This window comes from Dyadobacter sp. BE31 (assembly GCF_031457695.1).
Taxonomy (GTDB): domain Bacteria; phylum Bacteroidota; class Bacteroidia; order Cytophagales; family Spirosomataceae; genus Dyadobacter.
On record NZ_JAVDXA010000006.1, the window covers coordinates 1 to 20742 of the forward strand.

At 49.5% G+C, this 20742-nt stretch carries 20 protein-coding genes and 1 rRNA gene; 8 read left to right on the forward strand and 13 right to left on the reverse strand.

Annotation, left to right across the window (positions count from 1 at the left end):
* Positions 1 to 88 (forward strand): 5S ribosomal RNA (gene rrf, locus J2Y43_RS25670); the annotation flags it as partial.
* A gap of 217 nt (positions 89 to 305) precedes the next feature.
* Here the strand turns inward: rrf and J2Y43_RS25675 are convergent.
* Positions 306 to 1355 (reverse strand): LacI family DNA-binding transcriptional regulator, encoded by a 1050-nt coding sequence (locus tag J2Y43_RS25675; RefSeq protein ID WP_309990280.1) that lies wholly within the window; start codon positions 1353 to 1355, stop codon positions 306 to 308.
* 151 nt (positions 1356 to 1506) lie between these two features.
* Here J2Y43_RS25675 and J2Y43_RS25680 point away from each other — a divergent pair, with 151 nt between their 5' ends.
* From J2Y43_RS25680 to J2Y43_RS25695, 4 genes are all read left to right on the forward strand, one after another.
* A complete protein-coding gene (locus tag J2Y43_RS25680) occupies positions 1507 to 2910 on the forward strand; it encodes a Gfo/Idh/MocA family oxidoreductase (RefSeq protein ID WP_309990276.1) in 1404 nt (467 codons plus the stop codon).
* A gap of 6 nt (positions 2911 to 2916) precedes the next feature.
* Positions 2917 to 3690: a glucosamine-6-phosphate deaminase gene (locus tag J2Y43_RS25685; RefSeq protein WP_309990273.1), complete on the forward strand. Its 774-nt coding sequence runs from the start codon at positions 2917 to 2919 to the stop codon at positions 3688 to 3690.
* Positions 3691 to 3754: 64 nt separating this feature from the next.
* Positions 3755 to 4897, forward strand: coding sequence for a DUF5009 domain-containing protein (locus J2Y43_RS25690; protein WP_309990270.1), 1143 nt, complete (start codon positions 3755 to 3757; stop codon positions 4895 to 4897).
* A 3-nt stretch (positions 4898 to 4900) separates the two neighbouring features.
* Positions 4901 to 6211 (forward strand): hypothetical protein, encoded by a 1311-nt coding sequence (locus tag J2Y43_RS25695; RefSeq protein ID WP_309990267.1) that lies wholly within the window; start codon positions 4901 to 4903, stop codon positions 6209 to 6211.
* On the opposite strand, the gene J2Y43_RS25700 is transcribed toward J2Y43_RS25695, so the two are convergent.
* The 3 genes from J2Y43_RS25700 to accC all read right to left on the reverse strand — a co-directional run bounded on the left by J2Y43_RS25700 (position 6195) and on the right by accC (position 9785).
* Positions 6195 to 6875: a 2-C-methyl-D-erythritol 4-phosphate cytidylyltransferase gene (locus J2Y43_RS25700; RefSeq protein ID WP_309990264.1), complete on the reverse strand. Its 681-nt coding sequence runs from the start codon at positions 6873 to 6875 to the stop codon at positions 6195 to 6197. The genes J2Y43_RS25695 and J2Y43_RS25700 overlap by 17 nt on opposite strands.
* An 89-nt stretch (positions 6876 to 6964) precedes the next feature.
* Entirely contained in the window at positions 6965 to 8014 is a 1050-nt protein-coding gene (gene queA, locus J2Y43_RS25705; RefSeq protein WP_223399810.1) for a tRNA preQ1(34) S-adenosylmethionine ribosyltransferase-isomerase QueA, read from the reverse strand.
* 265 nt (positions 8015 to 8279) lie between these two features.
* A complete protein-coding gene (gene accC / locus J2Y43_RS25710; protein WP_309990259.1) occupies positions 8280 to 9785 on the reverse strand; it encodes an acetyl-CoA carboxylase biotin carboxylase subunit in 1506 nt (501 codons plus the stop codon).
* 176 nt (positions 9786 to 9961) lie between these two features.
* Here accC and J2Y43_RS25715 point away from each other — a divergent pair, with 176 nt between their 5' ends.
* Together J2Y43_RS25715 and J2Y43_RS25720 are read left to right on the forward strand one after the other, a co-directional pair.
* Positions 9962 to 11233, forward strand: coding sequence for an aminotransferase class I/II-fold pyridoxal phosphate-dependent enzyme (locus J2Y43_RS25715; RefSeq protein ID WP_309990256.1), 1272 nt, complete (start codon positions 9962 to 9964; stop codon positions 11231 to 11233).
* A 260-nt stretch (positions 11234 to 11493) separates the two neighbouring features.
* The gene (locus tag J2Y43_RS25720) at positions 11494 to 11676 is read left to right on the forward strand and encodes a hypothetical protein (protein WP_015812714.1); all 183 of its coding nucleotides are present in this window, start codon (positions 11494 to 11496) and stop codon (positions 11674 to 11676) included.
* A gap of 56 nt (positions 11677 to 11732) precedes the next feature.
* Here the strand turns inward: J2Y43_RS25720 and J2Y43_RS25725 are convergent, their stop codons facing one another.
* The 3 genes from J2Y43_RS25725 to J2Y43_RS25735 all read right to left on the reverse strand — a co-directional run bounded on the left by J2Y43_RS25725 (position 11733) and on the right by J2Y43_RS25735 (position 13157).
* Positions 11733 to 12146: a MaoC family dehydratase gene (locus tag J2Y43_RS25725; protein ID WP_309990245.1), complete on the reverse strand. Its 414-nt coding sequence runs from the start codon at positions 12144 to 12146 to the stop codon at positions 11733 to 11735.
* Between the two features lie 99 nt (positions 12147 to 12245).
* The gene (hpf, locus tag J2Y43_RS25730) at positions 12246 to 12623 is read right to left on the reverse strand and encodes a ribosome hibernation-promoting factor, HPF/YfiA family (protein ID WP_090374549.1); all 378 of its coding nucleotides are present in this window, start codon (positions 12621 to 12623) and stop codon (positions 12246 to 12248) included.
* Between the two features lie 231 nt (positions 12624 to 12854).
* Entirely contained in the window at positions 12855 to 13157 is a 303-nt protein-coding gene (locus J2Y43_RS25735; protein ID WP_309990242.1) for a DUF4286 family protein, read from the reverse strand.
* 68 nt (positions 13158 to 13225) lie between these two features.
* Between J2Y43_RS25735 and J2Y43_RS25740 the strand changes: the two genes are divergently transcribed.
* Positions 13226 to 13645 (forward strand): cytochrome B, encoded by a 420-nt coding sequence (locus J2Y43_RS25740; protein ID WP_309990240.1) that lies wholly within the window; start codon positions 13226 to 13228, stop codon positions 13643 to 13645.
* Between the two features lie 83 nt (positions 13646 to 13728).
* On the opposite strand, the gene cysM is transcribed toward J2Y43_RS25740, so the two are convergent.
* The 6 genes from cysM to J2Y43_RS25770 form a co-directional block, all read right to left on the reverse strand.
* Positions 13729 to 14601: a cysteine synthase CysM gene (gene cysM / locus J2Y43_RS25745; protein ID WP_309990238.1), complete on the reverse strand. Its 873-nt coding sequence runs from the start codon at positions 14599 to 14601 to the stop codon at positions 13729 to 13731.
* Between the two features lie 199 nt (positions 14602 to 14800).
* Positions 14801 to 16009: a lipase family protein gene (locus J2Y43_RS25750; protein ID WP_309990233.1), complete on the reverse strand. Its 1209-nt coding sequence runs from the start codon at positions 16007 to 16009 to the stop codon at positions 14801 to 14803.
* A gap of 84 nt (positions 16010 to 16093) precedes the next feature.
* The gene (locus J2Y43_RS25755; RefSeq protein ID WP_223399827.1) at positions 16094 to 16825 is read right to left on the reverse strand and encodes an alpha/beta fold hydrolase; all 732 of its coding nucleotides are present in this window, start codon (positions 16823 to 16825) and stop codon (positions 16094 to 16096) included.
* A 67-nt stretch (positions 16826 to 16892) separates the two neighbouring features.
* Positions 16893 to 18611: an AMP-binding protein gene (locus J2Y43_RS25760; RefSeq protein ID WP_309990227.1), complete on the reverse strand. Its 1719-nt coding sequence runs from the start codon at positions 18609 to 18611 to the stop codon at positions 16893 to 16895.
* 134 nt (positions 18612 to 18745) lie between these two features.
* Positions 18746 to 19255 (reverse strand): GNAT family N-acetyltransferase, encoded by a 510-nt coding sequence (locus J2Y43_RS25765; protein WP_106597479.1) that lies wholly within the window; start codon positions 19253 to 19255, stop codon positions 18746 to 18748.
* Positions 19256 to 19287: 32 nt separating this feature from the next.
* On the reverse strand, positions 19288 to 20679 hold the full coding sequence (locus J2Y43_RS25770; protein WP_309990220.1) for a hypothetical protein: 1392 nt from the start codon (positions 20677 to 20679) through the stop codon (positions 19288 to 19290).
* Positions 20680 to 20742: the final 63 nt, after the last annotated feature.

Here is a 20742-nt window from a genome sequence, read left to right on the forward strand (position 1 = left end):
CACCTCTTCCCATCCCGAACAGAGAAGTTAAGCCCGGATCCGCCGATGATACTTGGTTCAAACCCGGTAAAGTAGGTAGCCGCCACAATTATTAATCAAAAAGCCTCGCAGTAATGTGAGGCTTTTTTGCGTTTGGGGCCTGGATGTCCGGATCCGCCGATGATACTTGGACTGGGCGTCCCCGACTGGGCGTCCCCGACTGGGCGTCCCCGATCAAACCCGGTAATAAAGTAGGCGGGGCGCGCAGCCTAGACGCCACAATTATTAAAACAAAAGCCTCGCAGCAATGTGAGGCTTTTTTGCGTTTACACGGGTTTTGAATGTAATCCATACCCCTTTCCATAAACTCCCCGCTGCGTCGATTCCCGCACAATCAGCTCGGTAGGCAATGAGATCGCCTGTTTGGGATAGCTTTGCTTTTGAATATGCCTGATCAGTACCTCGCAACTTTTGCGCCCGATTTCATAGGCAGGCTCAGCAATTGTGGACAATGAAGGCGAAATGATCTTTGAGGTCGGATCGTTAGTAAAGCCTATTACACCTACTTCCTCTCCCACTTTAATGCCTTGTTCGCGAAGCCATAAGATCACTCCGAATCCTTTGCGATCATTAACCGAAAAGATAGCATCAGGGCGGGAAGCGCCACGGAATAATGTACTGATATCCTCTCGCCCGTTTTCATCACTGAAACCGGAGTGGATCACCCCATATGATTCGAGATTGTGTTTTTTTAAGGTGTCGAGATAGCCTTGAAGTCGTTGCTGGGTGAGGTTAAGGCCGGGAGGGCCAGCCAGGTGCGCAATTTTTGAATATCCCTGGGCAATCAGATGTTCGGTGGCCATACATGCCCCGGTGTAATCGTCCTGGACGACTACGGATGTTTTGACGGTCTCCGGTACACGATCAAAAAACACCAGCGGCATATCAGCTTCGACTAATTCTTCGAAATGGCTGAAATCGCTTGTTTCGGACGTAATGCAAGCCAATAGCCCGTCGACGCTGCTCAGCGAAAGCTCTCGAACGACTTTTGTCTCCCAGTAAGCGGAGTCGTTTGTCAGGTACAACATGACCTGATAATTATGTTCCAAGGCATATTCCTGGATGCCGGTGATGACGGTAGAGAAATAATAATTGGTAATTGCCGGAATAATCACGGCTATTTTATGTGTACCGCTTTTGACCAACCCGGTTGCATTGAAATTCGGCCGGTAATTCATTTTTGCAGCCGCATCCAGCACGAGTTTCCTTGTTTCGGCACTCACATCATAAGTGTCCCTCATCGCGCGTGAGACAGTTGCTACCGATATTCCCAGTGCTTTGGCAATGTCTTTAATCGTAGTTAATCTTCTTGTCATTGAACTGCCCGCTTCACGACTTGGAATGAAATTCTGGTTTCGATAACGTTCTCGCTACTATTTAAAGTAAATATCTGGAATGCCGCTATAAAACATTGTAAAATTGTACGATTGCAAACGTTTTTTTGGATTGTACACTGACTCAAAACAAATGAAAAAGCGGGAATTTTTGAAAATAGCCGGTTTGGGCACACTCGGGATGGCAGGAGCCAATGCGAAGGTTATCAGCGAGCCGGGTATCGTGATGCCAGCTGACAAAAAACAGCTCTTCAACATGAGCGGCTTTGCTGCGCCAAAGATTGACGTCGTGCGTATAGGGTATATCGGCATGGGTAATCGCGGGGGCGGGGCTATCAAGCGCATTGTGCACCTGGGCAGCGTGCAGGTGAAGGGTGTCGCCGATATTGTGCCAGAAAAGGCAAACAGCGCGAAGCAGTTTTTGAAAGAAGCGGGGCATAATCCGGACGCCTACTCCGGTTCGCCCGATGCCTGGAAGAAGCTTTGCGAACGGGACGATATCGACCTGATTTACATTTGCACGCCCTGGAACCTGCATACGCCCATGGCATTGTACGCGATGGAGCATGGGAAGCATGTCGCAACGGAAATCCCGGCCGCGACTACGGTCGAAGATTGCTGGAAACTTGTAGAAACTTCCGAGCGAACCAAAAAGCATTGTATGATGCTCGAAAACTGCTGCTACGATTTCTTTGAATTACTCACATTGAATATGGCCCGGCAGCGCTTTTTCGGAGAAATTGTACATGTTGAAGGGGCCTATATTCACGACATTTTTGAATCTCTGTTTCAAAAAGACAAGCGTTACGATTTGTGGCGTCTGAAAGAGAACCAGCGGAACGGTAATTTGTACCCTATGCATGGCCTGGGGCCTATTGCGCAGATTCTGGACATTAACCGCGGCGACAAAATGGACTACCTGGTGTCCATGAGCAGCAACGACTATATGCTGCAAGCCAAGGCTAATGAACTGGCGGCGAAAGACCCGGATTTTAAGAAGTACGCGGGTAAATCGTACCGCGGAAATATGAATACCACAACTATCAGAACGAACAAGGGAAAGACGATCATGCTGCAACACGACGTGTCCTCTCCCCGGCCCTATTCACGTTTGCATCTGATCAGCGGTACCAAGGGTGCTGCGCAGAAGTATCCGTTACCGGAGGATGGTACGCAAGGCCGCATTTCGCAGGGACATGAGTGGGTTAAGCCCGAAGAATTTAAGAAGTTGGAGCAGCAATACCAGCCCGAGATCGTAAAGCGCGTGGGCGAATTGGCAAAAAAAGTAGGTGGACATGGCGGAATGGACTTCCTGATGGACTGGCGGCTGATCGATTGCCTGCGCAACGGCCTTCCTTTGGATCAGGACGTATACGATGCTGCGTCATGGAGTGTAATATCGCCTCTCACTGAATGGTCGGTGGCAAACAGGTCCAATTCTATCGATGTACCTGACTTTACAAACGGTTCGTGGAAGAAAAATAAGCCCGTCGACATTGCATTGAAGGAGGGGGGTAATACGGAAGTAAAATCATAAAAGCGTATGAAAGTTATTATTTCGGAGACAAAAGAGGAGTTGGGGCAAAGTGCCGGGGCTTATGCAGCCATGATTATCAGAGACACAATAACCAGGCAAGGCTATGCAAATGTGATCCTGGCAACCGGAACCAGTCAATTTGAAACACTGAATCAGCTGATAGAGGAAAAGGACATAGAATGGTCGAAAGTCACGATGTTTCATTTGGATGAATACATCGGTTTGCCGGTGACACATCCGGCGAGTTTCCGGAAATACCTGTCTGAGCGGTTTCTATCCAAAGTGCCGTCCCTGAATGCTTCGTATCTGATCGACGGGGAAGGCGATCTTGAAAAAGAGCTGGCATATCTGGCCCAAAACATCGGTGAACATCCGATTGATGTGGCGCTGGTAGGCATCGGTGAGAATGGACATTTAGCGTTCAACGACCCGCCTGCCGATTTTGACACGGAATCGCCGTATCTGGTGGTAAATCTGGATGAGCCATGCCGTCGTCAGCAAATGGGTGAGGGCTGGTTTGAGTCACTCGAAGAAGTGCCGTTGCAGGCGATCAGCATGTCGGTACGGCAGATCATGAAATCGACGCACATCATTTGCTCAGTTCCGGATGAAAGGAAGGCAGTAGCAGTTAAAAACAGCTTGGAAAGTGAGGTGAGTAATGCATTTCCTGCGAGCATTTTACAGCTTCATCCGCATTGCGCTTTCTTCCTGGATAGAGAATCTGCGAGCTTGCTGACAGCCATCGAAACGGCGAACAACGACGTCGAAATGCGCAAATAGCGTTGCGGGTACAGGTAAATGCAGCAGTATAGTGACTTCTATTCCAAATAGTTATCCTAAACCTATGGAAGCACCTTCTATTGTCACTCAAAAGGAAGTCAGGCAATCCCACTCCCCGGGCCGGTTGGCCTCGATTGATGCATTGCGGGGATTTGATATGCTGATGATCGCCGGAGGCGGGCAGTTCATTTCCACGCTGGGCGGGAAAACGGGCATCCCGTTTATTGACGCTGTGGCCGCACAATTCGAACACCCGGCCTGGAATGGCTTTACTTTCTATGATTTTATATTTCCGCTGTTTCTTTTCCTCGCCGGATCATCACTGGCATTCAGCATTACGGGCGGGCTGGCGAAGGGTATTCCGCCGTCGGTGATACGGAACAAGGTATTCAAGCGAATGCTGATCCTGATCGCATTGGGCATCCTCGACAAGAATGCGCCGATGGACATTTTCGATCCCGCGCATATACGCTACGGGAGCGTGCTCGGACGGATAGGTCTCGCGACGTTCATTTCAGCTATATTGTATATGAAATTTGGGACGAACCAGCGCCTGTATATCGGAGTCGGCATTCTCGTTGCTTATTATCTGATTGTAATATTGGTACCGGTTCCCGGTTTTGGCGCAGGCGACCTTTCTTTTGAGGGGAACCTCGTCGGCTGGATCGACCGTAATTTTATGCCGGGAATATTGAAGCAGGGCACGTATGATGAACTGGCACTTCTTACCCAGTTTCCGGCGATATGCCTCACCATTTTCGGTACAGTAGCCGGTGACGTGCTGCTGAAAGAAAGCAATTCAGGAAGGAAGGTTCAGAAGCTTTTTACATTCGCATTGGCCGGCATTGTGATCGGACTAATCTGGAATTTCGTGTTCCCGGTTAACAAACACCTTTGGTCGAGCTCGTTTATCATGCTCACTTCCGGAATGGCCTTTGCAATGCTGGCGCTGTTTTACTGGATTATCGATGTGAAAGGATATCATCAATGGGCATTTTTCTTCCGCGTAATCGGCCTGAATTCGCTCGTCATTTACCTCGCGGTGCGGTTTGTGGATTTCAATGAGTCGTCGCGGCTGCTGTTCGCGGGTATTTATAAACACGCCCCCGAGAACTGGCATGAGGTTTACAATACGCTGGGCGGATTTGTACTGGTTTGGCTGTTCCTCTACTTTTTGTATCGTCAAAAAATATTTGTCAAAGTCTAGCTTATGAAAACCGCCGACACGGACCGCAATGCTGGTGAAATATCGAGAAGATCATTTTTAAGAAACACCGCCGGCGCGGTCGCATTGTCGATGGCGGGCGGGGCGTCGGTAACGGCGGCAGTTCCTATCCTTAACGCAGACAGTATTCATTCCTTTTCTATGGCATCAGAAAAAAGCCTGATTGGCGCTTACGGTCCCTGGGCCGCCTCATTGCTTCCTACGCAGCCCCCGCTTTCATTTCGAAATCCCAAATGGGATAAGATTGACCCCTGGCGGAAGGAGGCTTTAGAGAAGACCAGGCAACTGGTGTCGGCTCCCGTAAAACCTGCATTGCCGAAAGTGACCGTCAAGAAAAAGTATACCTACGACGGGCTGGAAGTAGAAGAACTCTCGTGGCAATTACCTTACGGGCGGCCTACCGAAGCGGTTTTACTCAAACCGGCTGGCGTTACCAAACCTTTGCCGGGCATTCTCGGGCTTCATGATCACGCTGGAATGAAGTATTTCGGGCTAAGGAAAATTGTGAAAACCTCCGACGACCAGCATCCGATATTGAAAGAACATCAGGAAACGGACTACGGCGGCAGGGCTTGGGCCAATGAGATAGCGAAACAAGGTCACGTAGTATTGGTGCACGATACTTATGCATTCGGCAGCCGCAGGGTGTATTATGAGGATACAAAAGGGCTGAACTGGGGCGCTGTGAGCACAGAAGGCAAATCGGATGCGGATCCCGAAAAATCGGAGAATATCCGGACTTATAATGCGTGGTCGTCGGAGCACGAGCATGTGATGTCCAAATCGCTGTTTTCGGCCGGTACCACCTGGCCGGGTGTTTTTTTGATGGAAGATCAGGTTGCACTCGATATTCTGGCAGCCCGGAAAGAGGTAGATGCTAACCGCCTCGGCTGCGGCGGGCTTTCCGGTGGCGGGTTGCGCACGGTATACCTGGCAGGTCTCGATCCGCGCATTAAATGTGCCGTTTGCGTCGGTTTTATGACTACCTGGAAGGATTTGATTTTGAATAAATCATTTAACCATACCTGGATGACCTACACGCCGCTGCTGCCTAAATACCTCGATTTTCCCGAGATTCTGGGTCTGAGGGTGCCGTTACCGACATTGGTTTTAAACAACAACCAGGACGAGCTCTACACGCTTCCGGAAATGAAGCAGGCGGACGCCATTCTGACCGAAGTTTTCAAAAAGGCCGGCGCGTCTGACAAATACAAAGCCAGCTTCTACGACGGTCCGCACAAATTTGACGCGGATATGCAGAAGGAGGCCTTTGAATGGTTCAGGAAGTGGCTTTGAGGTAAATTTCCGCCCAGCGAAGGTCTTCGGGAGTGGTAATCTTGATATTTTCGTAAGCCCCGTCGATAAGCTGGATATTGTAACCCCAGGCTTCCAGTACGCTTGCGCAGTCGGTGAATGATTCGTGGTAGTCGGCGGTGAATGCGGCCTTCATCCAGCTGGATTTAAACGTTTGCGGTGTCTGGATCAGCCGAAAAAGCGTACGGTCCATCGCTTTGTTTCCTTCATTCTGGCCTACAATCCGGATGGAATCTTTCAAAGGCACACTCACTACCGCCGCTCCGTGTAAAGCGGCATTTTTGAAGCTATCGGCAATGATCTCGCGGGATATCATCGGTCTTACACCGTCGTGAACGGCTACGAGGAATTCTTCTTTCTCCACAATGCAGTTCAGCCCGTTTTTGACCGAATGAAAGCGTGTTTTCCCACCTGCTACGAGTTGATGGGGGATAGCGAAACTATGTGTCCTGCACAATTCCTCCCAAAAACCAAACTGCTCCGACGGCAGCACCAGGATAATGCGCAGGTTGGGCGAATAACCGGCAAACGCCCGGATCGTGTGCATCAGCACAGGCAGGCCGTTTACGGACAGAAACTGTTTCGGGATATCACTTTTCATGCGGCTTCCACTTCCGCCGGCAACGATGATGACGTATTCTTGCATTGGATTCAGGACTAACAAAAAATGGTCATTTACGGCTCAGGACAACTAGTCGCTGATCATAAATGACCATTGGATTTCAGGGTTGTATATTAAATGATCAGCATGGCATCGCCGTATGTGAAGAATTTGTATTTCTCCTTGATAGCGATGTCGTAAGCTTTCATTACCAGATCAAAACCTCCAAAGGCGCAAGCGGCCATCAAAAGAATCGATTCAGGCAATTGGAAATTCGATAGCAATGCGTTGGCGATCTTGAAATCGTACGGGGGGAACACGAATTTGTCCGTCCAGCCTTCTACCGGCTTCAAATGGCCACTCGCCGATACCGACGATTCGATCGCCCGCAGCGAAGTGGTACCTACCGCGCAAATGCGTTTTTTACCATCAATCGCCTTGTTCACAACGTCGGCGGTACCTTGTGTAATACGGTAGTTTTCCGAGTCGGTTTTGTGTTTGGTCAAATCTTCCACATCCACGGTACGGAATGTGCCGAGACCTACGTGCAAAGTAACCGGGGCGAAGCTAACTCCTTTAATTTCAAGACGCTTCATGATGGCCTTAGTGAAGTGCATACCCGCAGTAGGAGCTGCTACGGCACCTACGTGCTCTGCGAAAATCGTCTGGAAACGCTCACGGTCGGCGCTCTCTACCTTGCGGCGTGAGATAATTTCGGGAGGAAGCGGTGTCTCACCCAGTTCGTCAACCAGCTTCATGAATGCGTCGTTGTCGCCATCGTAAAGGAAACGGATCGTACGGCCGCGTGAAGTAGTGTTGTCGATTACCTCGGCTACCAGATCACTGTCGCCGAAATACAGCTTGTTACCTACACGGATTTTACGTGCTGGATCAACCAGAACATCCCAAAGGCGCATTTCGCGGTTCAATTCGCGCAACAGGAAAACTTCGATCTTCGCGCCGGTCTTTTCCTTTTGGCCGTAAAGGCGGGCCGGGAATACCTTCGTGTCGTTAATAGCCATTACATCGCCGTCGTCAAAATAATTGATCACATCGGCGAATGTTTTATGTTCAATTTCTCCTGTTTTCCGGTGAACGACCATCAGGCGGGACTCTCCGCGGTCGGAAGGATGAAGTGCGATTAAACTCTGGGGAAGATCAAACTTAAATTCGGATAGCTTCATAGCTGGATATTCTGTGAATTTCTTTGGTCGTAGATAATGTCAGGAAAAAAGGATAAATCCCGATTTCTGGCGGATTCCGGCACTTATTACAACTGAATTATAGCAATTATTAACTAGATAAGCACTCACCTTTCAAAGAAAATTTGATAGCAGGAATACTTGCAGGCGTTTCAAATTGCCCAAAAATTTGTATAATCAGCCCTTATCTAAAATAAGAGCGCAAAAGTAGGAATTTTTTTAAAAAATTTCAAGAAATGCGGCGGTTTTAATGTGCTGCGAAGCGGCGCTCTTTCCATTTCGATGCGTTTACATTCACTTCCTCATTCTGAACAGGTTTGCTTTCCGGTGAAGCATCGCTGAGAAGCGCCGAGATCAGCGCTGCAAGGCCCGCGACTTCGTCATCAGTTTTTGTACTTAACACATCCGGGTTGAAATGCCGGCCGACAAAATTGGTATCGAAGCTGCCATTGACAAATGCCTCATGCTGCATCACAAACCGGCAGAAAGGAAGCGTAGTTTGCACGCCGCTGATCTGGTATTCATCAATGGCCCTGACCATTTTCCGGATCGCCGTTTCGCGGTTTTCGCCGTAGGTAATGAGCTTGGCGATCATCGGATCGTAGTAGATCGGGATTTCCATGCCTTGTTCGAAGCCATCATCCACACGTACGCCATTGCCGTCGGGCTTCACGTAGGTGTACAGTGTGCCAATGTCGGGCAGGAAGTGGTTGGCTGCATCCTCGGCATATACCCTTATTTCAATGGCATGGCCACGGATCTGCAAATCTTCCTGGGCAATAGCAAGCGGCTGCCCCTCCGCAATTTTGATCATCTCTTTCACCAGGTCCACGCCCGTGATCATTTCCGTCACCGGATGCTCGACTTGCAAGCGTGTATTCATTTCAAGGAAGTAGAAGTTCCGTTTCTCGTCCATGATAAACTCCACCGTTCCTGCGCCGTAGTAGTTACAGGAGCGCGCCACATCCACCGCGCAGCGCCCCATTTCCTCACGGATTTCGGGGGTAATGGAAATCGACGGTGCTTCTTCCACCACCTTCTGGTGCCGGCGCTGGATAGAGCATTCCCTTTCAAAAAGATGGATAATGTTGCCGTGGTGGTCGCCGAGAACCTGGATTTCGATGTGCTTGGGCGAGGTAATGTACTTTTCAATGAAAACAGACCCGTCTCCGAATGCTGCCTGAGCCTCGCTCACTGCCCGGTCCATTTGCTCATCGAATTCTGCTTCGCTTTCTACCACGCGCATACCTTTCCCCCCGCCGCCCGCACTGGCTTTGATGAGAATCGGATACCCAATGCTGGTGGCAATGCGTTTGGCCTCGTTGCGGTCGTCGATCGCGTCCGGCGTGCCGGGCACCATCGGAATATGATATTGGGAAGCCGCTTGCTTGGCCGCCAGCTTGCTGCCCATGACTTCTATCGATTCCGGCGAGGGACCAATGAAAATCAGTCCCGCTTCCCGCACACGTCTTGCAAACCCTGCATTTTCGGAAAGGAACCCGTAGCCGGGGTGGATCGCGTCGACTCCGAGATCTTCGCAGACTTTCAGGATTTTATCAATATTTAAATACGATTCAGAAGAAGGCGCCGCTCCTATGCATACGGCCTCGTCGGCGTAGCGCACGTGCGGGGACGTGCGGTCGGCCTCGCTGAACACCGCGACCGTCGCGATGCCCATTTCCCGCGCGGTACGCATGATTCTCAATGCAATTTCGCCCCGGTTGGCGACTAGTATTTTTCGGATTTGGGGCATAAAAATGGTGGTAAGGTTTGGGATACAGCGTGCCGATTAAAGGCACTCTTCCCATTAATTTACTAACTTACCGTAGGTTGCAATGACGAAGGTCTTTTTTAAGTTAAATGTAAATTTTTTATTTTTGCATTTATCTAACATTTAAATCATCAGTTACCCACATAAAAAAAGAGAGAGTGGATATTTTCGAGAAATTGCGCAACAACTCAGGTCCGATCGGAACGCCGGCCAAAATGCTGAACAGCCACCATTATTTTTCGTTTCCGATGCTGGAAGGAGAGCTTGGACCGCGCATGAGATTTATGGGACGGGAAGTGCTGAACTGGAGTCTCAACAATTACCTGGGCCTGGCGAACCATCCGGAAGTGCGTAAAGCGGACGCCGAAGCCGCTGCCAAATGGGGCCTCGCGTACCCGATGGGTGCAAGGATGATGTCGGGGAACTCCGTCCTGCATGAAACTTTTGAAAAGGAACTGGCGCAATTTGTCGGTAAAACAGATGCATTCCTCCTTAACTATGGTTACCAGGGCGTGATGTCCGCTATCGAATGTCTTTGCGACCACCGCGACGTGATCGTGTACGACGCCGAATCGCACGCCTGCCTGATCGATGGTATCCGCCTGCACAAAGCGAAACTGGGCGAATATTACAAGTTCAACCATAACGACATGGTGAGCCTTGAAAAGAACCTGATCCGCGCTACCAAACTCGCAGAAGAGAAAGGCGGCGGCGTGTTGGTGATTACCGAAGGCGTTTTCGGAATGTCGGGCAAAGTGGGCGACCTGAAAGCGATTGCCGAACTGAAAAAGAAATACAACTTCCGTTTGCTCGTGGACGATGCCCACGGCTTCGGTACAATGGGTGAAACAGGCGCCGGGGTAGGCGAGTTGCTGGGTGTTCAGGACGAAATAGACCTGTACTTCTCTACATTCGCGAAGTCGATGGCGGCTATCGGAGCGTTCATCGCTTCCAACGACCCGGAGATCATTATGTTCCTCAAATACAACATGCGTTCGCAAACGTATGCGAAGGCGCTTCCGATGCCTTACGTGGAAGGTTGCCGCAAACGCCTGGAGATGATCAAGCAAATGCCTGAACTCCGAGCGAAGCTTTGGGAAAATGTGAAAGCAATGCAGGATGGCTTGCGCAGCCGTGGTTTCAATATCGGCGAAACCGAGTCGCCCGTAACGCCGGTGTTCCTCCACAGCGAGGGCGGTGTGCCGGAGGTTACGCGTATGGTACGTGACTTGCGCGAGAACATGGGTGTCTTCTGTTCGATCGTGGTTTACCCGGTAGTACCGAAGGGCCAGATCATGCTCCGCATCATCCCGACGGCGTCACATACGCTCGAAGATGTAGAATATACGCTGAATGCATTCACGACGCTCGCCGAGAAACTCAAAAACCGGGTTTACCAAAGCGACGCGGTACAAGAAGTCGTGGAATAGTTATAAAACCGCTTTTTTTGCGTGCAGAGGGCTTTTTTCGAAAGAGCCCTCTTTTTTATTTACTGCTGGACAATAAAAGTTGATGAGTGTAACTACTTGTTATTGAGTGATTTGTGTAGATTTGGGTATTTAATTGTATTTTAGAAGTGTTTTTTTTTGTTTTTTGGGTTGCTTAAATGGTTTTAATTACTAAATTTCGGTCAAAACATGCGTTTTTAGCGTGTGAGAGGCATTTTTTAAAACTAAAAAACAAAGAAAACATGGCAAGATTCGATGAAGTAAAAGAACTGATTCTTTCACTGGAGGGCGATTTTGATAAGTTCTATAACAAAGGCAACCAGGCTGCCGGAACTCGTGTACGTAAAGGCATGCAAGATCTGAAAACGTTGGCTCAGGATATTCGCGCAGAAGTTCAGAACAAAAAGAACGAAGGCGAAAAATAACGAAGCACACGGAAGATTTTCAAAGCCCCGGCGATCATCGCCGGGGCTTTTCCTTTTTAGAATTTTGCTTCGTTCACCATCGTGGCAATGCCACGGACGGCGATCTTTTTGGTGGTGGCGTCGTAAATCTCGGTGGAGATTTCTGCGATATGCTTGGCCGGGTTGATGGACACGATTTTGAAAACGGCCCGATACTCCGTTTCAACATACATCGGGCGCAGAAATTCCACAGTTTGTTTTAGGTAAATGGAGCCGAAACCGGGAAATTGGGTGCCCAGTACCTTCGTGAAAACCGTAATACCCAACATTCCGTGGATGATCGGTTTCTTGAACTGCGTGGTAGCAGCATATTCGGCATCGAGATGCACGGGGTTGTTATCGCCGGTCAGGTCGGCGAATGCCTGTACTTGTTCCTGCGTGAATTTGAAAAGATGGTCGAACGTCGAGTCGACAACAGGTTCTATTTGCATAAATGGGTCATTTACTTGGAATGGAATTTCAAAAATACACCTAAAACGCAAAAAGCCGCCTGGCGGTAGGCGGCTTCCTGGTTCTGGTTGGAGGCTGGTCTATTCTTCTATGTCTTCGGCCAGCACGACTACCCCGTTATCTTCGGATAGTCCGTCAAGGCTTTTCGGAGCCCTGGCATTGTTCCTTTTATTTTTGAATTTTTTAACCTGCATTTTCAGGGTATCTATTGCCAAATCAGTTGCTTCTTCAAAGGTGGTTCCCTGCTCTCTCACAAACATCGTCCCGCCGGGCACGTAGAGCTTCACTTCAAGGAGTTTGGTATGCAACTTAGTATTATCATTCCTGTCGAGCTTAAGGAATACCTCTCCACTGGTGATCCGGTCATAGAACGTATCCAGTTTATCCAATTTTTGCTGAATGAAAGTCAGTAACTTGGGATCGGCATCAAAGTGAATTGCTTGCATCTGCAGTCTCATAAGCACACATCATTTTAAAGTAAAACATATTTCCAACCGCTTTCCAGATTTTCGGACCGGAGGTTTATTCATCTTCGGATAGTTATAAAAAACGTATGCTATCCGGGCTGATCTCCTGGTTGAATCTGCCTTAACGGTAGATTAAATAAAAGGAAATATTAAGTTAATGTCAAGTAATAACCGTGGTTTTTAAGGGACATTTATTTGTGCCGAAAAATAGGTTCTAGGGCCTCAGGCTTCCTCTAAAAGTGTCCTGAAAGAGACATATTGCCCGTTAAAAAGCTCATGGTGACGCTCCTGCAAGGCAGGTTGGAAGTGGGTCTGGTAAGCCAGAAAATCTTCCATCGTCCTGAATGTAAACTGGGTAGTGTAGGTCGATCCTTCGTTCTCGATTTCGGTCAGGAGCCGAAGCAGCTTGCACTCCAGTGGCAGTTCCGTAGCATTGATTTCCGGGAGGTACACCGATTTCATATAATGCAGCCAATCGTTTTCGGCCTGATAGCTGATATTGACTGTGATGTTATAGACGATCATTTTATAAAAATTTATGTTTGCGAGTTACATTTGCATGCATATACTTATTCACCGTAACCAGTATTATCATGAATATTCTTCTACACGCCCATTCGGGCCTCCGTTATGTGGTGTTAGGACTTTTGATTGCAGCGATTTTCACGGCGTACTCCAACTGGCAAAAGGGCAGCCAGGGCGACAGCAAGCTGTACCTCTTTACCCTTATCGCAACCCACACCCAGTTGTTGATCGGACTGGTGCTGTATTTCATGAGCTCCAAAGTTAACTTCGATCTGATCAGCGAGAAAGTATTTCGTTTTTATTCGATAGAACACGTGTTCATGATGCTGATCGCGATCGTGCTCATCACGGTAGGAAGAGTGCGCTCGAAGAAGCTCACAGGTGCCGACAAGCACCGGACAGTATTATACTTCTATGCATTGGCATTGATCATTATCCTGGTAGCTATCCCCTGGCCTTTCCGTAACCTGGGATCGGGATGGTTTTAAGAGTACTTCGGCTTTCGGCAGTCAGCTATCGGCCTTATAGTCAATAGCCGACTGCCGACTGCCGATGGCCGAAAGCCGAAGTATTACCCAAACAGCTCGCTTGACAAGTACCGGTCGCCGCGATCGCAGATAATGAAGACGATCACGCCTTCTTTCAATTCCTTCGCCAGCTCTATGGCGGCCCAGGCAGCGCCTCCGCTGCTCATTCCTGCAAAAATCGCTTCTTCGTTGGCCAGTCGGCGGGTGGTGAGTGTGGCATCGTCCTGCGACACTTCGATCACGCGGTCTACACGCTGTTTTTCAAATATTTTGGGAAGATATTCCACCGGCCATTTGCGGATGCCGGGGATACTCGAACCATCGTTGGGCTGGCAGCCGACGATCTGGATATTGCGGTTTTGTTCTTTCAAATAGCGCGAAACGCCCATAATGGTGCCGGTAGTACCCATCGATGATACGAAATGGGTGATCTGCTGGTTGGTATCGCGGTAAATTTCCGGGCCGGTAGTGCGGTAATGCGCTTTCCAGTTATCGGGATTGGCAAATTGGTTAAGCATGAAATAATCGCCTGCGGCTGCCTTTTCTTCGGCCAGATCGCGGGCGCTTTCCATGGTTTCGGTGAGGATAACTTTTGCGCCGAACGCTTCCATCGTAAGCACGCGCTCGCGGGTGGAGCTCTGCGGCATCAGTAATTCTATTTCAAGGTCGAAAAGCCGGGCGATCATGGCCAGCGCAATGCCGGTGTTGCCGCTGGTAGCTTCCACGAGCTTCATACCGGGTTTCACTTCGCCGCGTTCGAGCGCGCCTTTAATCATGCTGTAAGCTGCGCGGTCTTTCACGCTGCCGCCGGGATTGTTACCTTCCAGCTTGCCGAATATGCGTACGTTGGGATTGGGATTAACTCTTCGTAATTCAACCAGGGGTGTATTGCCTACCAGATCCAGTAATGATGACATGGTGAAAATTCGTGATGTTGTGATTCAAAAAAGGTACGTGTATCAAGAGTTACCGACCGGGCGGCCTCTCTGTGCAAGCGCAAATCAACAACATCGAACGGACCGAAAGAATGCCCGCCGGGATGAAAATGTAAAAAACTTTGTAGTTGAAAGCATATTTACCCTATGAAATTAATGGGATGTAAATATACCATATTATTTATGGCGTTTCGGCAAAAAATGCCTGAGTACCCAGCAGGAATGGTAAGATCGAACTGCTGTGTGTGCCGTCAGTAACCTTGATAAATGTCACATTGGTTGCGCCCAGTTTTTGCATGGCATTGTAGGCATTTTCGGAATTAAAGAAAAACACCAGCGGGTCTTTAGTGCCATGATAGAGCTGTGTCGGGGTTTTGGGCTTAAAATTGTAAACGTCGTTATCGGCAATGGCATCTATGAAACCCTTATCCGTCCCGTCGTTGAGTGCTTTTTTGAATGAGTCGTTCAAGGCCAGATGGAAGCTCTCTGCAATGGAGACATTTCTTCCCGATGCGGCAACTTTGGAAGCATATTTCTCCGTGAAATAATAGGAGGCAGGTTTGTTAAGCTTATAGATGTTGTCGTAGGTAAGCAAAACCCAAAGATAAAGCGAGTTATACCCTGCAATGCCGTCTGTTTTATCGTTGATAATGTGCTTCATGAATGCGGTTTTATCGTACGCGCCCGCCCCGCAGCTGGATGCACGCAGGTTAAATTCCGACGAGGCTTCTTCCTCAATCTTCCGTTGGAGGGACATCGTTGCAAACCCGCCTTCCGAATACCCTGCCACGTACAGTTTTTCGTCCCATTTAACTTCCGTTTGTCCCCGCAGGAACTCCTTTGCTGCTCTGAGCATATCCAATGATGCCGAAGCAAGGCTCGCGCGGTGCTCGTACGGGTGCGGGAGATTGTCGGAAGCCCCATAGCCAATGTAATCGGGATAGGCGATAATGTAGCCCATCGATCCGAACAGCGAGCCGAAAGAGGAGCCCTCCGATCCGTCCTTAAAAAGAGACGGAGCCTCACCGGGATCCGTGATGGTGCCGTGCTGGACGCTGATCATCGACACAGGGGCCGCTGTTACAGGGACGATCAGCGCGCCCGAAGCGGTGATATCCGTACCATCGGTGTTTTTGGTTTTATAAGTGATCTTGTAGACTTTGATATCGTTCTTTACGTATGCCGTAACCAACCCCGACAAACTGCCTGTCTTTTGGATAATCTGCGCCTTGCTGAGGGAAGTAATAGGGGTACTTTCCTTTAAATAGACATTCTCGGTGGGCGGTACCAGCTTGGTGTCTTCGTCCTTACACGAGTTGAGGATCAGCAGGCTCCAAATGAGCAGGAAACCAAGGTGTCGAAATGAAAGGGAAGGGATAGATTTTCGCATAGCTAAAAGATAAACAGGCCATTAGTATATTAGTGGTAACGCATAATGGCCTGTTTTTGATGATGAATTTTCCTTTTTCTTCCGTTAAATTTTACTCATATACCAGTTGATCATCCTTGCGGTAGCATCCGGCCGTTCTACCATGCCCATATGACCGGCCTCGGCGAAGATCAGCGGATAGCTCTTTTTCGGAAATTCAGCGAGCTCGATGACGCTTTCGAAGGGGATGAGCTTGTCTTGCATACCGATAATAAACAGTACCGGAAACGGCAGACTGGCTAGTACCGCGGTGCGGTCGGGGCGGTTGCGCATGGCTGTGATACCGGCGATAAGCGCTTCGGCAGGGAGTTTGCCGAAATGCGCGATATGTTCCTTGATACGCTCGGGGTAAAGCTCCTTGTACCGGTCCCCAAAGAGGTTTGCGGCGGTACTTTTGACGAACGACTCGGTGCCGTAGGTCCTAAGCAGGTCGATCATCTGGCCGCGCTGATGTTTTTTGGCATCATCATCGGCGTAAGCTGTGGAATGAAAAAGCCCGAAGCCTTCGAGCATATCCATGTATTTTTCGGCAAACGCCAGGGAAATATAGCCGCCCATCGAATGACCTATCAGCGTACATTTCTGAATGTTGGCGTTGGTCAGGAAGCGATGCAGTTCATCGGCATATTCCTCTACCGTCTGGCAGGAAGTGAAGAGCGAAATGTTCGGCCTTACTACCGTATAGGTGTCATTGATCGCAGCGTCGAGGCTGTCCCAAATCGTGTCATCTATGCCATGGCCATGTAGTAATACCAAAGTTTTCCGGTGTAGATTCATATAGATTTGCATTCAAGGTTGAGAACTTGTTTGCCTAAATATACTAAACCTTCACCCGTTTGCGGCCCTAATGGCTAACTTTCGCCATTTCTTCCTCGCGCAGCGCGCGGCGGAGTATCTTGCCTACATTGGTTTTGGGAAGCTCTTTGCGGAACTCGATCTGCCGGGGATTCTTGTAGCCCGTGAGGTTTTCCTTGCAATAGGCTTTCACCTTTTCCTCAGTCAGTTCGGGATCTTTTTTGACTACAAAAATTTTCACCATTTCCCCTGATTTTTCGTCCGGAATGCCCACGCAGGCTACTTCCGCAACACCGGGGCATTGGGCTACCACATCTTCTATTTCATTAGGATAAACATTGAAGCCCGAAACGAGGATCATATCCTTCTTACGGTCCACAATCTTGAAAAAGCCGTCGGGGTCCTCGATACCGATGTCTCCGGTCCTGAACCAGCGGCCGCTTTCATCTTCCAGGATCACTTTGGCGGTTTCATCGGGGCGGTTGTAATAGCCGAGCATGATTTGCGGTCCTTTTGCGCAGATTTCACCGCGCTCGCCGATGGGTAGCCATTTGTCGTCTTCGCCGAGGATACGCATTTCGGTACTTGGGAAGGGCAGGCCAATGGTACCCTGCTTGTGTTTGCCGTTCAATGGGTTCACCGAGAGCACGGGTGATGTTTCGGAAAGTCCATAACCTTCCACCAGCGGGCAGCCGGTAGCTTTTTCCCAACGCTCCGCCACGATCTTTTGCAGAGCCATACCGCCCGCGATTGTGATTTTGAGGTTTGAGAAATCAACCGATGCAAATTCCGGGTTGTTCAGCAAACCATTAAAAAGCGTGTTCAGCCCCGGGAAAATATGGAATGTATTTTTTTTAAGTTCTTTAATAAATGCGGGAATGTCTTTCGGATTTGTAATCAGCACATTCAATGCGCCCCATTTGATACCGCACAATCCGTTGATCGTCATCGCAAAGACGTGGTACAGCGGCAATGCGGCAATGAGCGTCAGCTGCCCGGTAGTTTCCGAGTTACGCATTTTGGACATCAGCCATTCATTAATGCCCTCGACGTTGGCGATCAGGTTCCTGTGCGTGAGCATGGCGCCTTTGGATACGCCGGTGGTGCCGCCGGTATATTGGATAAACGCGAGGTCGAGACCCGAAACATTCGGTTTCTGATAGGTAATCCCCGAACCGACGGACAACGCATGGGCGAGTGTTACCGTATTTTTGAGATGGTAAGCAGGCACCATTTTCTTCACGTATTTCACCACCGCATTCACGATCAGCTTTTTGGGAAAGCCCAGCATATCGCCGATTTCGGAAATGATCACGTGCTCGATATTGGTATTGGCAATGACCTTTTCCAGATTGGATGCAAAATTGGCAAGTATAACGATCGCCTTCGCACCCGAATCCTTGAACTGGTGCTGCATTTCGCGCGGCGTGTACAGCGGGTTCGTATTCACGATCGTGAGGCCTGCACGCAGCGAACCCATCATGACCACCGGGTATTGCAGCAGGTTGGGCATTTGCAATGCAATGCGGTCACCCTGTTTCAGGCCAACGCTTTGCAGGTATGCTGCAAAATTTTGTGATAGTTCATCCAGTTGCCCGAAAGTCAGCTTTTTATCCATATTCGTAAAAGCAGCCTTATCGGCATGTTCCCGGAAACTCGACTCCATCAGTTCGAGCAGGGACGAGTACGCATCCGGATTTATTTCATAGGGAATGCCCTCCGGATAGTTTTTAAGCCATGGATAGGTATCCTTCGAGATCGAGACCATAATTTCAGAGCAAAGGGTAAGAATGACTATTTGTGAATTAAGGTAATCAATTAAGCCAAAAAAATATCGAACCAATCCAATTTATTTTTGACCCTAAAAACCTGCGAATTTGTGTTAAATCGCAGACATTCCGATTACCGGCGGCTAATTTCCCAACGCCAGAGCAGCCCTTCGTCGGGGTCGTTAATATCCTCCGTTTGGGCAAAACCCAATTTTTCCAGAATGTGCCCCGAAGCATTCTCTTCCGCCAGCGTGTGCGCGATTACCTTGCGCACGGACGGGTGCTGAAATGCGTGATCCATCAGTCCTTTGGCAGTTTCCGTACCTAATCCCTTCTCCCGGTACGACGGGATGATTTCATAGCCTATCTCCACCATGCCATTCGGGTCGGGCTCGCCTTTGTAGCCGCAGGAGCCGATAAGCATGTTATCGGGGACGTGTATAATGAGGTAAACCCACCAGTCGCGCAGGGGCGGGTGGGCTTTCCAACGGTGATAAGATGGGGTGAAAGTATCGCGAAAGTCCGTCCACTTTTTAGGGACGTTTACGCCCATAACGCGGGCTAATGTGTTGTTCCCCATGCGGATAGCGTCGTAAAGTGTATCGTCGCAGGAGATAATTCTTAAATGGGGGGTCAGAATCATAATAAAGGAAATGAGCCCCCCAATTTAAGAAACTATAAATTGTTTTCGTCAAAGCGGTCGGTGATTGCCTTGCGGATGGCCTGGTGCGGGCGCATTCCGGTGCTGCGCGTACGCGGCACGGCGCGATCGGCGGAGGCATTGGATTTGGCACGTAATGCGAGGTTCGAAACCGTCAGATGGCTGTTACGCCAGGCGTCGTATTCTTCCTCGTTCATCACGTCGCGGGTTACCTGTCCGTGCGCATAACCGTCGCCGAACGATTGAATGCGGCTGTCGGTCAATGCCTGCTTACGTTCGTTTTCCAGCGCCTCTATTTCGGCCCTGATTTTCGCTTCTTCCGCTTTCAGCTCTTCCAGTTTAGGCAACAGCTCGATTTCGTTTTCCAGAACGGTTTTCTGGGTCATATGCTGCGTCACGGTCTGTTGCAACGGCTCCATTTGTTTCAGAATCCGCTTCCTTCTTCTGCGCAGACGCCATAGTTTCGGGTCCACCTGCAACCAGCGGTACCAGAACCCTTGCAGCACCGGTAGCGCCATACCCAGTGAAACGGCACCCGCGATGGCGAACAGCACGCCGCTCAGTACGAACGACAGCAATGCCCACGGACTGTTCACGAGGTCGAGGTTCAGCTGATCGGAGTTTTGTAATGCCTGCTCGATTTTCTTGGTCAATGCAGGGCTATCCACCGGCGCGCCGGTCAATGGGTCCACCGCATTCAATTGCAGGTTTTTAACCGATTTGTTAATCGCCTCTTTCAGCTTGTCGGTGCGGTAGGCCTCATAACGAAACCAGCCCAGCACGATCAGCGTCACAATTGCGAAGATAGACAGTACCAGTTTAAACCCGGCATACCGCGATTTCGCTTTCGGAGACTCGTCTTTGTGGTAAGGCTCCTCTACCAACCGGTCGTAGGCAGGTTTCAGCAATACCGAAAGCATCGCCAAACCGATCGCGAATGCCCATGCTTCGTTAGAGTTCCGGATATTCAGCGCGTAGGCTACGATTTCGTGTGAAATGATCAGGTCACCGGCGATGAAGGAAATACCGGCGGCGAGGAAGATCAAACCGGCGATCAGCGAATAGGATGGCGCTTTATCGGCGCGTTTTTCTTTCAGTTCCTCGGTCTGCGCATCGATTTCGTTGATCGAGCGCTCCATGTCCTTCATTTGCGTAGCTGCATTGTTGAGGCCCATTACCTCATTCTGCAATCTGCCGTACGCGGTCTTGTGTTCCGTCAGCGCCTGCTGGTTCCGCGACCTCGTCTCGCCGAGCTCCTGCTTCTTTTCGTTGAGCCGGTCCTGGATCCAGTCGTGGTTTACATTGCTGGACAAATAATTCTCATATACTTCACGGTCGATACCTTCCATTCCACGCGTGTAGCCGTGTTGGTAATCTCCGTTTTCATTTAGATTTTGCTCGTTCATGACCATTATTTAGGGTTGATCGAATGTGAGTTAGGATAAAAAATCGCGCCATCGGCGCATTTC

Coding starts and splice junctions, on each gene's coding strand:
- J2Y43_RS25675 (WP_309990280.1), bottom strand. CDS start 1,355: ATGACAAGAAGATTAACTACGATTAAAGACATTGCCAAAGCACTGGGA.
- J2Y43_RS25680 (WP_309990276.1), top strand. CDS start 1,507: ATGAAAAAGCGGGAATTTTTGAAAATAGCCGGTTTGGGCACACTCGGG.
- J2Y43_RS25685 (WP_309990273.1), top strand. CDS start 2,917: ATGAAAGTTATTATTTCGGAGACAAAAGAGGAGTTGGGGCAAAGTGCC.
- J2Y43_RS25690 (WP_309990270.1), top strand. CDS start 3,755: ATGGAAGCACCTTCTATTGTCACTCAAAAGGAAGTCAGGCAATCCCAC.
- J2Y43_RS25695 (WP_309990267.1), top strand. CDS start 4,901: ATGAAAACCGCCGACACGGACCGCAATGCTGGTGAAATATCGAGAAGA.
- J2Y43_RS25700 (WP_309990264.1), bottom strand. CDS start 6,875: ATGCAAGAATACGTCATCATCGTTGCCGGCGGAAGTGGAAGCCGCATG.
- queA (WP_223399810.1), bottom strand. CDS start 8,014: ATGAAGCTATCCGAATTTAAGTTTGATCTTCCCCAGAGTTTAATCGCA.
- accC (WP_309990259.1), bottom strand. CDS start 9,785: ATGCCCCAAATCCGAAAAATACTAGTCGCCAACCGGGGCGAAATTGCA.
- J2Y43_RS25720 (WP_015812714.1), top strand. CDS start 11,494: ATGGCAAGATTCGATGAAGTAAAAGAACTGATTCTTTCACTGGAGGGC.
- J2Y43_RS25725 (WP_309990245.1), bottom strand. CDS start 12,146: ATGCAAATAGAACCTGTTGTCGACTCGACGTTCGACCATCTTTTCAAA.
- hpf (WP_090374549.1), bottom strand. CDS start 12,623: ATGAGACTGCAGATGCAAGCAATTCACTTTGATGCCGATCCCAAGTTA.
- J2Y43_RS25735 (WP_309990242.1), bottom strand. CDS start 13,157: ATGATCGTCTATAACATCACAGTCAATATCAGCTATCAGGCCGAAAAC.
- J2Y43_RS25740 (WP_309990240.1), top strand. CDS start 13,226: ATGAATATTCTTCTACACGCCCATTCGGGCCTCCGTTATGTGGTGTTA.
- cysM (WP_309990238.1), bottom strand. CDS start 14,601: ATGTCATCATTACTGGATCTGGTAGGCAATACACCCCTGGTTGAATTA.
- J2Y43_RS25750 (WP_309990233.1), bottom strand. CDS start 16,009: ATGCGAAAATCTATCCCTTCCCTTTCATTTCGACACCTTGGTTTCCTG.
- J2Y43_RS25755 (WP_223399827.1), bottom strand. CDS start 16,825: ATGAATCTACACCGGAAAACTTTGGTATTACTACATGGCCATGGCATA.
- J2Y43_RS25760 (WP_309990227.1), bottom strand. CDS start 18,611: ATGGTCTCGATCTCGAAGGATACCTATCCATGGCTTAAAAACTATCCG.
- J2Y43_RS25765 (WP_106597479.1), bottom strand. CDS start 19,255: ATGATTCTGACCCCCCATTTAAGAATTATCTCCTGCGACGATACACTT.
- J2Y43_RS25770 (WP_309990220.1), bottom strand. CDS start 20,679: ATGAACGAGCAAAATCTAAATGAAAACGGAGATTACCAACACGGCTAC.